Annotated in this window: 15 protein-coding genes; 3 read left to right on the top strand and 12 right to left on the bottom strand. The window is 70.9% G+C overall.

What is annotated here, in order from left to right:
* Positions 1-5: 5 nt before the first annotated feature.
* The 7 genes from ABD329_RS13210 to ABD329_RS13240 all read right to left on the bottom strand — a co-directional run bounded on the left by ABD329_RS13210 (position 6) and on the right by ABD329_RS13240 (position 7,085).
* On the bottom strand, positions 6-860 hold the full coding sequence (locus tag ABD329_RS13210; protein WP_246618296.1) for an FHA domain-containing protein: 855 nt from the start codon (positions 858-860) through the stop codon (positions 6-8).
* Positions 857-2,788 carry a serine/threonine-protein kinase gene (locus tag ABD329_RS13215; RefSeq protein WP_198276070.1) on the bottom strand — a complete coding sequence of 644 codons (1,932 nt, stop codon included), beginning with the start codon at positions 2,786-2,788 and terminating at the stop codon, positions 857-859. Before ABD329_RS13215 ends, ABD329_RS13210 begins: the two co-directional genes overlap by 4 nt.
* 215 nt (positions 2,789-3,003) lie before the next feature.
* Positions 3,004-3,438: a septal ring lytic transglycosylase RlpA family protein gene (locus ABD329_RS13220; RefSeq protein ID WP_246618295.1), complete on the bottom strand. Its 435-nt coding sequence runs from the start codon at positions 3,436-3,438 to the stop codon at positions 3,004-3,006.
* An 89-nt stretch (positions 3,439-3,527) separates the two neighbouring features.
* The gene (locus ABD329_RS13225) at positions 3,528-4,349 is read right to left on the bottom strand and encodes a glycoside hydrolase family protein (protein WP_198276069.1); all 822 of its coding nucleotides are present in this window, start codon (positions 4,347-4,349) and stop codon (positions 3,528-3,530) included.
* Between the two features lie 2 nt (positions 4,350-4,351).
* Positions 4,352-5,149, bottom strand: a complete 798-nt coding sequence (locus ABD329_RS13230; protein WP_198276068.1) for a thaumatin family protein — start codon at positions 5,147-5,149, stop codon at positions 4,352-4,354.
* Between the two features lie 22 nt (positions 5,150-5,171).
* Entirely contained in the window at positions 5,172-5,930 is a 759-nt protein-coding gene (locus ABD329_RS13235; RefSeq protein ID WP_198276067.1) for a chitinase, read from the bottom strand.
* Positions 5,931-6,458: 528 nt separating this feature from the next.
* Complete coding sequence (locus ABD329_RS13240; RefSeq protein WP_198276066.1) at positions 6,459-7,085, bottom strand: alpha-ketoglutarate-dependent dioxygenase AlkB; 627 nt, start codon at positions 7,083-7,085, stop codon at positions 6,459-6,461.
* 77 nt (positions 7,086-7,162) lie between these two features.
* Here ABD329_RS13240 and ABD329_RS13245 point away from each other — a divergent pair, with 77 nt between their 5' ends.
* Entirely contained in the window at positions 7,163-7,855 is a 693-nt protein-coding gene (locus tag ABD329_RS13245) for a L,D-transpeptidase family protein (protein WP_425574326.1), read from the top strand.
* 50 nt (positions 7,856-7,905) lie between these two features.
* On the opposite strand, the gene ABD329_RS13250 is transcribed toward ABD329_RS13245, so the two are convergent.
* Together ABD329_RS13250 and ABD329_RS13255 are read right to left on the bottom strand one after the other, a co-directional pair.
* Positions 7,906-8,841, bottom strand: coding sequence for a fumarylacetoacetate hydrolase family protein (locus tag ABD329_RS13250; protein WP_198276064.1), 936 nt, complete (start codon positions 8,839-8,841; stop codon positions 7,906-7,908).
* Entirely contained in the window at positions 8,813-10,144 is a 1,332-nt protein-coding gene (locus ABD329_RS13255; RefSeq protein WP_198276063.1) for an MFS transporter, read from the bottom strand. Before ABD329_RS13255 ends, ABD329_RS13250 begins: the two co-directional genes overlap by 29 nt.
* Before the next feature lie 195 nt (positions 10,145-10,339).
* Here ABD329_RS13255 and ABD329_RS13260 point away from each other — a divergent pair, with 195 nt between their 5' ends.
* Together ABD329_RS13260 and ABD329_RS13265 are read left to right on the top strand one after the other, a co-directional pair.
* Entirely contained in the window at positions 10,340-11,716 is a 1,377-nt protein-coding gene (locus ABD329_RS13260) for an enolase C-terminal domain-like protein (protein ID WP_198276062.1), read from the top strand.
* Positions 11,717-11,733: 17 nt separating this feature from the next.
* Positions 11,734-12,483, top strand: a complete 750-nt coding sequence (locus ABD329_RS13265) for a FadR/GntR family transcriptional regulator (RefSeq protein ID WP_198276061.1) — start codon at positions 11,734-11,736, stop codon at positions 12,481-12,483.
* Between the two features lie 79 nt (positions 12,484-12,562).
* Here ABD329_RS13265 and ABD329_RS13270 read toward each other — a convergent pair whose 3' ends face one another.
* From ABD329_RS13270 to ABD329_RS13280, 3 genes are all read right to left on the bottom strand, one after another.
* Positions 12,563-13,645, bottom strand: coding sequence for a polyprenyl synthetase family protein (locus ABD329_RS13270; RefSeq protein ID WP_198276060.1), 1,083 nt, complete (start codon positions 13,643-13,645; stop codon positions 12,563-12,565).
* Positions 13,642-14,688 carry a tetratricopeptide repeat protein gene (locus tag ABD329_RS13275; RefSeq protein WP_198276059.1) on the bottom strand — a complete coding sequence of 349 codons (1,047 nt, stop codon included), beginning with the start codon at positions 14,686-14,688 and terminating at the stop codon, positions 13,642-13,644. Before ABD329_RS13275 ends, ABD329_RS13270 begins: the two co-directional genes overlap by 4 nt.
* A gap of 208 nt (positions 14,689-14,896) precedes the next feature.
* Entirely contained in the window at positions 14,897-15,331 is a 435-nt protein-coding gene (locus ABD329_RS13280) for a DUF4186 domain-containing protein (protein WP_198276058.1), read from the bottom strand.
* Between the last annotated feature and the right edge of the window lie 10 nt (positions 15,332-15,341).

Genomic DNA, 15,341 nt, shown 5'->3' on the forward strand with positions numbered 1-15,341 from the left:
AGCGGTCAGGCGGCGTCGATCAGGGCCAGGTCCGGGGGAACGAGGGTGGTCGACATCATCAGGGCGCGGATCAGGTGGTCGTTGAGCGCGTTGCCGACCGGTTCGCCGACCTCCTCGCGGGTCAGCCAGGGCACGCCGTCCCGGGACAGCATCGTGCGGACCCGGTTGACCAGGTGCTCCACACGCTTCTCGCTCCAGCTCTCACCGGGGCACAACTCCGCGAGCTGGGAGGCCGTCTGCCTCCAGGTGAGGGGCTGCGGCCGGGGCTCGTGGAGCAGATACCGCTGGCCGAGTACGACGAGCGCGAGCTTCTCCTCATCGGTGAGCACCCATACCCGGGGCGGACGGGTGACATCGCCGGGCAGGGCCACCGGCCGCTCGGTCTCGGGGCCGCTGACGAACACCTCCAGCAGATGCTCACGGTCGCGCGAGCCCCGGACGAACAGCGGGGTGTAGCCGGTCTCGAGGGGCAGTGGCTCCTCGCCCGTGAAGAGCAGCCGGGACGGGAACCGGAGCGGCAGCCGGCCGTTGTTCGCGACCCACCAGCGGCCGTGGCGATGGGTCAGTCGGCCCTGGCAGCGGCTGACCTGGGGGTCGTCCTCGCCCACACAGACGTGCACCTCGGGGCGGTTCCGTCCGAAGAGCAGCTCACGGCCGTCGCCGGGGCCGAGGGTCATGCCACCGGTCAACGCGAGGGCGAAGGCGGTGCCCGGCACCGGCGCGGTCACCCCGCGCGCCAGACTGCCGTGCGCGGCGGGCAGCGAGCGGCCGCCCGCGGCGGGACGGCCAGCGCTGGGGCGACGGGCGCCGGGGGCCCGGCCGATGGCAGAACGGTCGCCGCCGGGAGGTGTCGTGGTCATGATGCCGGGAGTTTCTTCGCGGCCGTGGCGGCGAGCGCCTTGGCGGTCTGGCAGAGCTTTCCGGTGGGCTTGGGCCCGTAGACGTTCAACGACATGAACTCGACGGTGTCGTCACCGAGGGAGTTGCGGTACGAGCGGTGCAACATCCGGACCAGGCATGAGTCGTCGTCCCACTCGTTCGGCGACACCGAACTGCGATTGCCGGCGATGACCGCCGACTCTCCGTCGTCCGCGGTGAACTGGTTGTCCCGGTTGAACACCACCTTCACCCCCGCGTCACCCGAGCCGTCCGTCCACTCGCACTGCCAGTCCCCGAAGCCCGGGTCGCGGTCCGCCACCCGGACACCGGCGACCCGCTTGAGCTCATCGCTGTCCAGCAGCCCGCATGCGTGTCCCCGGAGCAGGGAGCTCGCCACCGGCTGCCCGGATCGCCGGGGGACCTGGCCGCGGTCCAGCACGCTGACCACGTGGTCGGTGGCGGCGTCGCCCAGTTGACAGGGGTCGGGCGCCGGGGTGTCGAGCCGCTCGGTGATGATCCAGATCTGCTTGCGGTCGGCGGACGCGATGTTCCGCAGACACTCGTCCCCATCGCGCTGATACGCGGCGACGGTGACATTGCCGACCCTTCTGGTGGGCACATCGCCACCCGGCTCCGGCGGCTCGGCGCTGAAGTTGAGCTGGACGTCGGCGATGTCATCGCCGCTTTCGCCCTGTAGCAGGACGTCGCATCGGTCGATCTCGCCGTAGTCCGGGTCGAGCACGGTCTCGCCGAAGCGGCTGAGCGAGGCGGGGTTGAGCAGCTTGCAGGGATCGGCGGTCCGCGCGTCGCCTATGGTGCCGACCGGACCGGTGCGGGCCGGCGAGTCGGCGGTACCGGACACGCCACGCCCGCCGTCCTTCCCGGACCCATCGCTCTCGTCGGAGCGCCCGTCACCCCAGGGGCCGAAGAGGGTGGCCCAGGCCACCAGGGCCGCGGCAAGGCCCAGCGCGGTCGCGGTGATGACCACCCCGCGGCTCGGGCGGCGCCACGACCCTCGAACGGTCGGCGGCACCAGTCGCATCGTGAAGGGGGTGCGGTCCAGCGTGTCGCCGTCGCGCGGGCCCTCGAGGTCCTCGATCCGCGGGGACGACGGGGCGACCCGCCGCAGCAGCCGTACGGCCTGGTGGGCGGCGGGGCGCCGCTTCGGCTCCAGCTCCAGCAGCTTGGTGAGCGCGTCCACCAGCGGACCGGCCCGGTGCGGGGTCTCGATATAGCCCTCGATGGCCCGCGCCACATAGGCCATGGGATGCGATGCCTCGCCGTACGGGGACCGCCCCTCGATCGCCGCGTAGAGGGTCGCGCCCAGCGAGAAGACATCGGACTTGCGGTCGGCCACCTCTCCCCTGGCCACCTCGGGCGGCAGATACGGCGGTTTGCCGCGCACCCCGCCCGTCTGGGTCATGGTGGCCTCGCTCCACAGCGCCCGGGAGATGCCGAAGTCCGTCAGCTTGGCGACCCCGTCCTCGGTGATCAGGACGTTCTCCGGGGTGATATCGCCGTGCACCACACCCTCGGCGTGCGACTTCGCCAGCGCGGCGGCGATCTGGCAGCCGATGGAGGCCGCCTCCTCCGGAGGGAGCGCGACACGGCCGCGCACCATGTCCGCGAGACTGCCCCCGGACACGTACTCCATGACGATCCAGCAGATCTCGCCCTCGTCCACGAAGTCGAACACCGAGACGATGTGCGGATGGTGCAGCCGTGCGGCGTTGCGCGCCTCGTTGGTCAGGCGCGCCACCGCGCGGTCGTCGTCCGGACGGGCACACTTCACCGCGACCTGGCGGTCCAGCAGTTCGTCGTGGGCCCGCCAGACGACGCCCATCCCACCTCTCCCGATGGGCTCCTGGAGGAGATATCGGTCGGCGACCTTGTCACCGGCCTCCGCCATCACCCGCACCCCCGCTACCCCGCTTCATCACCCGTCACGTACCACTGTCGCCACGGAGAGTACTTGCCCGCGAGGTCAGTGGGTAGCGCTTCCGGCGGATAGCCCCCGGAAAGAGGGAAGCCTCCGGCGCACGGCGGTGCACTTCGCGAGCGGGGCGTCGAGGGCCGATGCGGAGCGCCGGAAACGGCGCTCCACATCCTTCACCAAATGCCCTCTCACCTCACGATTTCTTCTTTGACGACGATGTGGCCCGAGTCGGGATTGAGGACTCCGCCGAGCCGCGAGTACGCGCCGTCGGTCAGGTCCAGACACTTGGGCACGGACGGCGTCCAGCCGAAGGTGCCGCGGTCGTTGACGCGCACGACCAGTGACCTGCCGTTGGCCACGTTGGTGACCTTCACCCTGGTGCCGAACGGCAGCTGCGGGCTGCGGCTGAGGGAGGTGGCGGCGGTGTCCGCGTTGTTGTCGAAGAGCTCGCCGCTGGCGGTGTAGGCACCGGGCGGTATGTAGCCGTAGTGCGTGGCCCAGCAGTTCTGCCCGGGCGGCGGGGTGTCGCTGGTGGCCGCGGTGCTCGTCGGGGCGACGGTCACCACGGCGGTCAATGCGGCGGCTCCGACCGCCAGTCGGCCGATCAGCGTTGCCTTGCGCATGGCGGAGGACCTCGTTTCGGTTGTCGTGGCGCGGTGTGAGTGGTGTGGTGTGAGCGTTGTGGTCTGCTGTGAGCGCGACTGGTCTTGGCTCACCCTGCCGCGCGATAGGCGGCGCCGATCTGGTTGGGCGTCGCGCCGTTGTAGAGACCGGTGCCGCCGCGGTCCGCGGAGAGCGTGAACCACGCGTACCGCTGGACGAAGGACAGCCCTTGGAGCATGGCGGTGGACTTCTTCACGAACGCGGCCTGCTGGGCCGGGGTCGGATACCTCGGGGTACCGCTCGAGAAGTCGATCAGCGCGTATTCGGTGAGCCAGATCGGCTTGTTGTAGCGGTTGTGGGTGGCCTGGAGATAGCCACGCAGCTGTTCGGTAGCGCGGGTGGCGTCGAAGTCGGCGCCGTACCAGTGAAGCGGGATGAAATCGACCTTGTAGTTGCGGTCGGCGGCACCCTTCATGAAGCGGTCGAGCCAGCCACCGGCGACATCGCCGCCATAGGCCACCGCGGGCGCGCCGAGCCGCATACCGGTCGACTGGAGCCGGGGCCACAGATCGAGCGCCTTGGCGACGGTCATATTGGCCTGGCCCGCCATGTCCGGCTCATTGAAGCCGAGCAGGGTCGTGCCCTGGCTCTTGGCCTGGTTGAGCTCGGCGTCGGTCACCGAGCCGGGGCCCCAGATCATGGGCACGAATTCGACCCCGGCCGGGGGCTGGATCTGCTGCTTGCCCGAGGCCCAGGTGTAGAACCAGCCGACCTTGGCATCGGACATCGCCGCCGTGACCCCGTTGAACTTCCAGGCGCTGACGCCCTTCTTCTTCACCGCGGCGGTGGTCGCCTCGGCGTTCGCCCGGCCTCCCGTGGTCAGCGCGGCCGGACCCGCCAGGAGCGCGGCGAGAACGCTTCTCCTCCTCATGGTCACGACCCCGCGTTGAAGGTCACGGTGAGGCCACTGCACTTACCGCAGTTCTGCATCACCTGGTTGCCGGGCTCCTGGTCCTGCTTGGAGTAGGCGTACGCCTTGGGGCACCGGGAGGCGATCGCGTCGCTGTACGGCGTCCTGACGTCCCGGTTGGGGTTGGTGCACAGCATCGGTGTGCCGTCCGACCAGCGGGTGAGGTTGGCGGCCGGGCAGAACGGCAGCAGGTTCTGCGTGCAGCCCTGGGTGCCGCAACCTCCGCCACCGGCGGGGTTGTTGGGGGCGATCGTGATCGGGTTGGAGAACGCGTTGACGTAGCTCACGTTGTACCAGGGGGCGAGCGTGTCCCTGGTGTCGAAATTGAACTCGGCGAGGCTGACGGGCTGCTCGCCCAGCTCACAGTGGTCGGCGAACTTGCCGCAGTCCCCCACCTGGCAGTGGAAGGTGCTGCCCGAGGTGCCGGTGCATCCCAGACGGGCGAAGAACTTGCCACGCCAGTGGCCGGGGTCGGCGTTCTCGGGGATCGTCACGGACGCCGACTGCCCGGGTGTCAGGATGGGCAGTTTGGCGAATTGCTTGGAGCCGTCGGCGTTGACGGCGCTGCCGATCCACACCTTCCGTCCGGTGTGATTGACGAAGGTGACCGTGTGGTTGGCCGCGAGCGTCGCCTTGGCAGCGGCGGGTGCGACGCGGGTCGGCATCGCCACGCTCGTGGCCGCACTCGTCCCCGCGGTCGGCAGCAGGGCCGCCAGCACCACCAGTGCCGAAGTGGCCAGACTGATCAGGATTCTGCGCATGACTCCTCCGTGGGAAGGGCGCTCAGCAGGTCAGATTGGCGCCGGGGGCGACGCCGAGGAGGCCGGTGAACTTCTTGTAGAGGTTGACCCGGCCCTGCATCTCTGCGGGGTTGGCCCCGTTGCACTCCAGGGCGCCATTGATGGCACGTATGGTCTGGCCGAATCCGGCACCGGTGGTCATGGCCTTGTGCGCGGGCATGGAGCCGGGCCCGGACTGGGTGGTCCAGTACCAGAGCGCGGTCTTCCAGGAGATGGCGGCGTCCGTCCGCACCAGGCTCGGCTTGTTGAGCAGATTGACGCCCAGCGCGTCGCCCGCCGCCTTGTAGTTGAAGTTCCAGCTCAGCTGGATCGGCCCGCGTCCGAAGTACGCGGCCTTCCCCGCCGGACATCCGTAGGGGCGCGTCGTGTCGCAGTACTTCGGGTAGTTGGAGGTGTCCTGCTCCACGATGTGGCGCAGGCCACCGGTCTCATGGCTGACATTGGCCAGAAAGGCCGCCGCCTCCCGCTTCTTGACCGCGTCCGTACCGGTCTTGGCGAAGCCCGGGAACCGGGTCATCGCGCTGATCAGCGCGTCATAGGTGTAAAACGCGTTCTTGTTCGGGAACATCCGCTGGTACTGGGCCCGGCTCACCACGAAGCCGGCGGCGGCCTGCGCCCGGACCGACGACGAGTCCTGTGCCGTGCCGGAGGCCGCGTCAGCGGCCGATGGGGGAAGCGTGAGCGCCGATATACCGGCCGCCGCGGTCGCGGCCGTGGCCACGAGGGCACGTCTTATGGGCATGTCTCATCTCTCTTTCGTGGCGGATCTCTTTCGTGGCGGATCTCTTCGTGGCGGAGCATCCGGATGCCACCGCGCCGACGACGCACAGGGATGTCGGGCAGTCATCGGGCGTGGCGACGCACGGGCGACGCGCCGCCGCCCTTGAGGCGGGAGGCCCGTGGGAAGGTGCCGCGCGATGGTGCGGCGGGAAAGGTGCTACGGAAAACTGGTGAATCCACTAAAGGAGGGGCTGTCGAGATCATGACAACGTCGCACATCAGACACGGGCTCTGCGGCCCGGTCCGTCCATAATCGACCCAGCGACGGCGTGGCCACGGCAGTGGCCGACACCCCTGAGACGGGACGTCCATTCACGGGGAACTCTCCGAGGTCCGGCCCCGGATGGCGATATCCGCCCAGGGCGCTCTCAAGAGCTGACGGGCCCCATGACACCGCCCCCGAACATATATGTCAATGGTCTGTACCAAACTCCAGACGTATCGACAGCGTGCCATGAGACCCCCGACGCGCCGGAGTGGCCGGCGGGTGTCACCCCACACCGCTGGGACGGAACTGCACGCTGATGCGTGGGCCGGTGGCTCGGGAGGATTTGGGGATGGCGTGTTCCCACGTCCGCTGACAGGAGCCGCCCATCACCAGCAGATCACCGTGGCCGAGCGGCCGCCGCATGGCCTTGCCGCCGCCGCGCGGGCGCAGCAGCAGGTCCCGGGGCGTGCCCACGGACAGGATGGCCACCATGGTGTCCTCGGTCCTGCCGCGGCCTATGCGGTCGCCGTGCCAGGCCACGCTGTCCCGGCCGTCGCGGTAGTAACACAGCCCCGCCGTGGTGAAGGGCTCCCCCAGCTCGGTGGCGTAGTACGTGGACAGCGCCTCCCGGGCCTCGGCCAGGACGGGGTGCGGCAGCGGGTCCTCGGCGTGGTAGTAGGCGAGCAGCCGTGGGACGTCCACCACCTGCTCGTACATGTGCCGCCGCTCGGCCTTCCAGGGGACCTCGGCGACGAGCTGGGCGAACAGGTCGTCCGCTCCCCTCAGCCACCCGGGCAGCAGATCGATCCAGGCCCCTGACCCGAGCTCGGTCCGGCGCGTCCCGCGCAGCGAGCCGAGACCGATGTCATCGGTCTGGTCGAAGAGCGAGCCCTGGAGATACGCACCCATATGTGCAGGGTACTCGAGTAATCGAGCAAACGTTCTACTGACGGCTTCGAGGCGTCGCGCGACACTTGTCCGAAGCGTTGTTCTCCGTCCAGGCCGGGGGTCGGCCCATGACCATGCGCCCACCACACGGCACAACACCTGGTACATCGCGTGGCGCACCACGACGCACACCGTGTCCGGCGCCCTCCCGGCCACCGGGGCTGGGGCCCGGGACCTGGGCCGAGGTGCCGCGCCGGTCCCGGCAGGTGCTGGTGGTGACCGGCCACGACCGGAATTCACCGCTGGCCACGGCCGTCCTGTACGAGCGCACCGGGGTCGGGTGGCGGGCCGGGGCGAGCCGGGCGGCGCACAACGCCCTCCACGGCTGGACCGACGACCACCGGGAAGGCGATCTGCGCTCCCCCATCGGCGTCCACACCCTCACGGACGCCGGCGGACGGCTCGCCGACCCCGGCACCCGGCTGCCCTACGACCGGTCGGACCGCTTCACCGCGAGCGGTACGGGCTTCGACGGCGAGCCCCTGTCCGGCTCGTTCGACTACGTGATCGCCATCGACTACAACCGCCGGCCCGGCACCTCCCCCCTGGACCGGACCCGCCCCCTCGGCCCGGACCGGGGCGGCGGCATCTGGCTGCACATCGACCACGGCGGCCCCACACGCGGCTGTGTCAGCCTCGCGGAGGACGCCATGGAGGAGCTGCTCCGGGCGCTGGACCCCGACCGCGAGCCCGTCGTCGTCATGGGCGACGCGGCTTCACTGGAGCGCTGAGGGCCGGACCACGCACGGCCATCCCCCGGGTCACCTCCCAAGTTCCGGCGTCACTCCGGAAAGTGGCTTCGGTGGGCACGGCGGGTCAACGGCTCGGCGATGGCCTCCACCAGCCAGTCCAGTTCGGCCTGATGGGCCCGTACCGGATTGCGCAGGACGCCGACACCCTCGATGGAGATCTCCACCACGTCCCCGGCGCGCAGGGTGAAATCGAGCGCGGGCACGATGCCGGTGCCGGTGGACAGCACGGCGCCGTCGGGGAAGGGCTGGCAGCGCCACAGGTGGTCCACCAGCCCCCGCGGAGTGCGGTGGAACGCGGCGGTGGAGGTGGCCGCCCGGTACGCCGCCTCGCCGTCGCGCCACACCGCCATGGTGATGTCCAGTGCGTCGGGCGCGTCGATCTCCCAGGCGGGCACGATGGCCCAGGACACGGCGGCACTTCCGGCGTAGATCTTGGCCTGCGGAAGGTAGAGCGGGTTCTCGCCCTCGATGGACCGCGAGCTGACATCGTCGGCGACCAGATAGCCGACGGTCTCGCCGTGCCGGTTGAGGACCAGCGCCAGTTCGGGCTCGGGGACGTTCAGCTCGGAGTCGTCCCGTACGGCGATCGGCTCGCCGTCCGTCACCACCCGCCACGGCTGCGACTTGAAGAACAGCTCCGGGCGCTCGGCGTCGTAGATCCGCTCGTACACCGACTGCTCGGTGCTCTCCTCCACCCTGGCCTCGCGCGAGCGTTCGTACGTCACGCCCGCCGCCCACAGCTCCATCAGCCCGTCCAGCGGCGGCAGCGGCACGACGTCCTCCTCATGGGCGGCCGCCGGGCCGGAGGCGGTGTTCTCCACCAGGGCCCGCAGCTCCGACATGGGCAGCCGCAGCAGCTCGGCGATGAGCGGCGCACCGGGGAAGGCCCGGATCCCACCGGCGTCGTCGGCCACTCCGGTCCGGACCGTCCCGGCCTCATCCGCGAAGCGCACGATGCGTGTCATCTGTCGTCCTCTCCTCATCTGACCGTGTGGTCGGTGCTCCTACCCAGCGGAGGGTGGTGGCCGTACACACTCCGGCCGCCACGATGGCGGCGATGGCGTAGAGGCCCGTGGCGCCCGAGCCCGTCGCCGACTCCGCGACGCCCATCAGATACGGGCCCAGGAAGCCGCCGAGGTTGCCGAAACCGGAGATCAGCGCGATGGTCCCGGCCATATGGGCGCCGGACAGGATGGTCGGCGGCACCGTCCAGAACACCGGTTGCGCGCCCAGGAATCCGAAGGCGGCCACGCACAGGGCGGCGACGGCGGGGACCGGTGGCAGCAGCACCCCGCCGAGCAGGCCGACGACGGTCAGCACGAGGGCGAGCCGCAGCGGACCGCGCCGGTCACCGCTGCGGTCCGAGATCCACGGCAGGACCAGCACACCGAGCAGCGCGCACACCCACGGCAGCGCCGAGACGAAGCCGATGCCCACATCGCCGAGACCGTCGATCCGGCCGACCAGCGCCGGGAGCCAGAACGTCACGCCGTAGACGCCGATCTGGATGGCGAAGTACACGAACATCAGCCGCAGCACCCGGCTGTCGCGGAGCGTTTCCCGGGCCCGCCGCGGCGGTTTGGCGTCCTCGCCGGGGCGGTCGGCCTCGATGCGCCGGGCGAGCAGGTCCTTCTCCTCGGCGGTCAGCCAGCGGGCCTGTTCGGGGCGGTCGGTGAGCAGCCACGGTACGGCGAGCGCCAGGACCACGGTCGGGGCGCCCTCCAGGAGGAACATCCACTGCCAGCCCTCCAGGCCGGCGATGCCGTGCAGCCCGATGAGACTGCCGCCGAGGGGGTTGCCGATGATGCTCGCGACCGCCACGGCGGCCTGGAACATCCCGGTGGCCTTTCCGCGGTCGGCGGCCGGGAACCAGTAGGTGATGTAGAGGATGACGCCGGGGAAGAACCCGGCCTCCGCGGCGCCCAGCAGAAACCGCAGCACATAGAAGCCGGTGGGGTTGGACACCAGTGCCATCGCACAGGACAGCAGCCCCCAGACGAACATCAGCGCGGCCAGCCACCGGCGGGCGCCGAAGCGGTGCAGCACCAGGTTGGAGGGCACGCCCAGCAGGGCGTAGCCGATGAAGAAGACACCGGCGCCGAGGCCGAACGCGGTGGCGTCGATCCCTGCGTCATCGGCGAGATGGGACTTGACCAGGGCGACGTTCGTACGGTCCAGGAAGCTCAGCACGAACATCACGAAGAGTGGGGGGAGCAGGCGCCTGGACACCTTCCGGCGGGTGTTCTCCATGGTGGTGGCCGGGTTCATCGGGCCTCCCTGCGGACCACGCTGTCTCGCGGAAACATCTGACCCGTGGAACGTAGGTGTCACCTACAGGCTTTGACAAGGTCTCAACAACCACGAGTTTCTTTTGGATGACCCTTGGCGACCGCGCCAGACATCTGACATGTTGGTCCGCGTTGCTCGCTTTCCCTCGCCCTTTTGCCCACAGGAGCGCGTGCCATGACCCTTCGTGTCGTCGACGTCGAGACCATCGATGTCCGCTTCCCGACCTCCCAGCACCTCGACGGCTCCGACGCCATGAACGAGGCACCGGACTACTCGGCGGCGTACGTGGTGCTCAAGACCGCCGATGACGACCCCTCCGGCCAGGGCCCGGTGGGGTCCGAACGCGGCGCCGGAACTCGGGAGGGCGCGCCCGGCGCCGAACCCCTGGAGGGCCATGGCTTCACCTTCACCATCGGCCGTGGCAACGACCTGGCGGTGCGGGCGGCGCGCGCCATCGGGGAGCGGGCCATCGGCCTGTCCGTGGAGGAGATCGCCGACGATCCGGGCGCCTTCTCACGCCATCTGCTGGGCGACAGCCAGCTGCGCTGGCTCGGCCCGGACAAGGGCGCCATCCATCTGGGCAGCGCCGCGGTCATCAACGCGGCCTGGGACCTCACCGCCCGGCGGGCGGGCAAACCCGTCTGGAAGCTGCTCGCCGACCTCTCCCCCCAGCAGGTGGTCGACCTGGTGGACTGGCGCTACCTCAAGGACGCGCTCACCCCCGAGGCCGCCCTGAAGATGCTCGAATCCCGCGCCGGGGGCCGCGCCGAGCGCGAGGCGTACGTCCGCGAGCACGGATACCCCGCGTACACCACCAGCGCGGGTTGGCTCGGATACGACGACACCAAGCTGGCCCGGCTCTGCCAGGAGGCCGTGGACCAGGGCTGGAACTCGGTGAAGCTGAAGGTGGGCGCCGATCTGGAGGACGACATACGGCGCTGCCGTATCGCCCGCGGTGTCATCGGACCGGACCGCCGGCTGATGATCGACGCCAATCAGACGCTGGGGGTGGCGGAGGCGGTCTCCTGGGCCGAGGCGCTCCGGGAGTTCGACGTCTGGTGGTTCGAGGAGCCCACCAGCCCCGATGACATCCTCGGCCACGCGGCCATCGCCCGGCGGATCGGCCCGGTCCGGGTGGCCACCGGCGAACACGCCCACAACGCGGTGATGTTCAAGCAGTTCCTCGCGGCCGACGCGATCGGCGTCTGCCAGATCGACGCCTGCCGCCTGGCCGGTGTGAACGAGGCGGTGGCCGTTCTGCTGCTGGCCGCGGCGTACGACGTACCGGTCTGCCCGCACGCCGGCGGGGTCGGCCTGTGCGAGCTGGTCCAGCATCTGTCGATCTTCGACTATGTGGCCGTCAGCGGCTCCATGGAGGACCGTGTCATCGAGTACGTCGACCATCTCCACGAACACTTCCACGACCCGGTCCGCATCCGCGGCTCGCGCTATCTCGTCCCCGAGGCACCCGGCTACAGCGCCCGGATCCGGCGGGAGACCCTGGAGACCCACGGCTACCCCGGAGGACCGGTCTGGAGCCACCGCGGCTGAGTGGCATCCTGGTCGCCATGTCCACCAATCCAGACCGCTCCGGCCCCGGCGGCGACGGTGTCCCCGCCGCCGGGAGCAGTGTCGTCGACACGGCCATCGGCCGGCTGCGCAAGCGCATCGAGAGCGGTGAGTTCACGCCCGGCCACCGTCTGCCCCCGGAGGCGGTGCTGGCGAGTGAGCTCGAACTCTCCCGCCCGTCGCTGCGGGAGGCGGTCCGCGCCCTGGCCATGGCCGGAGTCCTGGACGTACGCCGCGGCGACGGCACCTTCGTCACCGATCTGCGCCCGGACCGGCTGCTGCGCGCCCTCGGCAGCTTCCTGGACCTGGCCCAGGACACCGATCTGAACGAGATGCTGGAGTGCCGCAAGGTCCTGGAGCCGGGCGCCACCGCGCTGGCCGCGACCCGCATCGACGAGGCCACCCTCGACCGGCTCCAGGAGCGGATCGAGCGGATGCGCGGTCTACAGGACCCCGAGGAGCTGGTCCACGAGGACATCGCCTTCCACGCCGACATCGTCGCCGCGTCCGGCAACCGCACCCTCGCCTCGCTGGCCGACTCGGTCACCCAGCGCACCGCGCGGGCCCGCATCTGGCGCGCCCTGGTCAAGTCCGATGTGCTGTCCTGGACCCACCAGCAGCACATGGACATCTACACCGCGCTCCGCTCCCATGACAGCCTGGCCGCGTTCACCGCGGCCAGCCGGCATGTGGGCGATGTGGAGCTGTGGGTCCGCGACCGGCTGGACGCGGTGCGCGACCGCCGCTGACCGGGCGGGGCAAGCCCACTGCGTAATCCACGCGGCGCAAGCCCGCCGCGTGACCGCGCGGCGGCGAGCGCTCCGCGGATCAGATGTCGCGCCGTACGAGGAAGCCCAGCAGGGTGCGCAGTTCCGCGCTCGCGCGGGGCGCGAGCGGCAGGCTCCCCAGGCATGTCTCCACGGCCGCGATGTGGCGGTCGGCCTCCGCCAGGGCCGCGGCGCGGCCACCGGCCCGCTCGACCAGGGCGGCCGCCCGGCGCGTGGTGGCGTCGTCCGGGGCCTCCGGGAACTCCTCGAGCAGCGTGGCCAGCCGCTCGGCGGCCGGGGCTCCGGGGCCGTCGGCGCTCAGCGCGGCGAGCACGGGGAAGGTCTTCTTGCGCTGCCGCAGATCGCGGTGGACGGGTTTGCCGGTGACCGCCGGATCGCCCCAGATGCCCAGCAGATCGTCCACCACCTGGAACGCCACGCCCAGGTGGCGTCCGGCCCGGTCCAGGGCGGCCACGGTGGGCTCCGGCGCTCCGGCGAGCGCGGCACCCAGGGCGGCGGCGCAGCCGAGCAGCGCGCCGGTCTTGTGCTCGGCCATCGTGCGGTACTCCTCCGGCCGCACCGCCTCGGGTCCCGTCCAGGGGCGCGATTCGAAGAGCAGGTCGTCCGCCTGGCCGCGGACGAGGTCGCCCAGCGCCGCGCTCAGCTGCCGCACGGCGGCCGCGGCTCCGGCGCCGTCCACACCGGCCAGCGCCTCCACCGCCAGCGCGAACAGGGCGTCACCGGCGAGCACGGCCGGGCCGGTCCCGTACGCCTTCCACACGGTGGGGCGGGTGCGGCGGGTCTGGTCGCCGTCCATGATGTCGTCGTGCAGCAGCGAGAAGGTGTGCACCAGCTCCACCGCCACCGCCCCGGCGACCGCCGCCTCACCGGACGCCCCGGCCGCCTCCGCGCACAGCACGGCCAGCGCCTGCCGCACCCCCTTGCCTCCCGATCCCTCGGCGGGCGTACCGCCCACATCGCACCAGCCGAAGGAGTACGCGGCCATCTCGGCCACCCATGGGTGCAGCCGCCCGACCGTGTCGGCCAGCGCGGGGCGCACCAACTCCCGGCAGCGGCCGAGGATCTCACCCGCGGTGGCGGTGGACTCATCGGCGCCGAGGAGCTCGGGGAAGGTCGTCGTCACAGCGCCACCTCCAGGACCTCCGTGAGACCGAACTCCTCGCGGGCCCGGTCCACCATCCGGCGGGCGTGCCGCAGCCCGATCCGCTCCAGCACACCGGCCAGTTCGGACAGGTCGTCGGCGGTCTCGGCGCGGTCGCGGCCCAGCCGGGCCAGGGACTTGATGAGCCCGAGCCGGGCGAGACCCTCGCCGCGCGGCTCGCTCATCTCGCGGAACTCGTCCAGCGCCCGCTGGTACATGGCGCGGGCCGCCTCGTAACGGCCCGCGCGGTAGAGCACATTGCCGCGCATCTTGTGGTTGTACGCCAGCGCGCTCACCAGGTTCATCTCGCGGCAGGTCAGCTCGGCCTCGGAGAGCAGCTCAAGCGCGCGCTCCACGTTCCCGTCGCGTACGGAGACGATGTCGGCCATGCCCCGCAGCGCCCATGCGTGTCCGCGCCGGTCCTCGGCCTTCCCGGCTATCTCCGCGGCCTCCTCGAACATCGCGTAGGCCGAGTCGTACGACCCGGTGTTGCGGTGCATCTGGGCGATGCCCTCCAGCGCCCAGACGGTGTGGCGCGCCTCGCCGCGCTTCCGCGCCTCGGCCAGGAGTTGCTCGTGCAGGGCGCCCACGGCGTCGTAGTCGCCCTGGATGCGGCCGGTCTCCGCCATCCCGGCCAGTGAGTAGCCGCGGACGACGATGTCCCCGCCGCGCTCGCCGAGGTCGGCCGCGAGGCCGAGCAGCCGCCACGCCAGCGCCAGCGCGCCCCGCTGCCGGGCGAGGGTGCCGCCGCTCCACAGCGCCCATGCCATCGCGCCGAGGTCCCCCGCCGCCCGGGCCGCCCGGTAGCTGGCCTTCCACTCGCGGTCGGCCTCGGCCACCTGCCCCAGCCTCCGGTGTGCCTCGGCGACCGCGAGCCCCGCGCGGGCCGCCTCGCCCGGGGAGCCGCCGCGCTCGGCCGCCCGCAGTTGCTCGGTGCCCGCCGCCAGCACCTCGACCAGGGACGAGTTCACGGACAGGGTGGTGAGGGAGCCCTGGTACTCAGGGGCGAATGCCTTGCCGTACATGGATGCCTTTCCGTCTGTTGTTCCCAGGAGCGCCCGCTCTATACATCGAGTGCATACACGGGGTGTATGCACCCTATGTATACATGGTGTGTATAGGAGCCGGGAAACCGGCGCCTTCATGGTCACCGGTGCTGGGGGGCCGTTGTCGATCTAGACGCGATCGGCCCCGCAGAGGTTTACCGTCCGGCTCCGTCGATGGCAAAAAACCTTATGGACCCGGCCTGGTCCGCGCTCCCGCCACCTCGCGCTCGATCCAACGGCAGATCACATCGACCACATAAGCCCGTTCCGCGCGGCTCAGCTCCCGGCCCTTGGGGATCTCGTGCCAGCGCTGGAGACAGGTACGACAGCAGGTGGCGGTCGCGTGCTGGGCGACGAACACGGGGTGGCCGCGATAGGGCGTCTGCTTGCCGTCCTTGTAGGGCTCGGCGGGGGCCAGCCGCTTGGCGATCAGGTCGTAGGCGTGCCAGCGCAACGTCGACGGTCCGCTCAGCTCGGCCGTGGCCCGCTCGCGACCACGCAGATGGAACTTCGCGCGGAACGGATGGCGCGCGATGCGGGCCATCCGCTGATCGAGCGATTCGGGGCTCGGACCGGACGGGTTGGGCTCCGGACCGGAGGAGTCGGGCGTCAGGTCGGACATCGAAGGCTCC

It is taken from the genome of Streptomyces javensis (genome assembly GCF_039525925.1).
GTDB classification, from domain to species: domain Bacteria; phylum Actinomycetota; class Actinomycetes; order Streptomycetales; family Streptomycetaceae; genus Streptomyces; species Streptomyces asiaticus.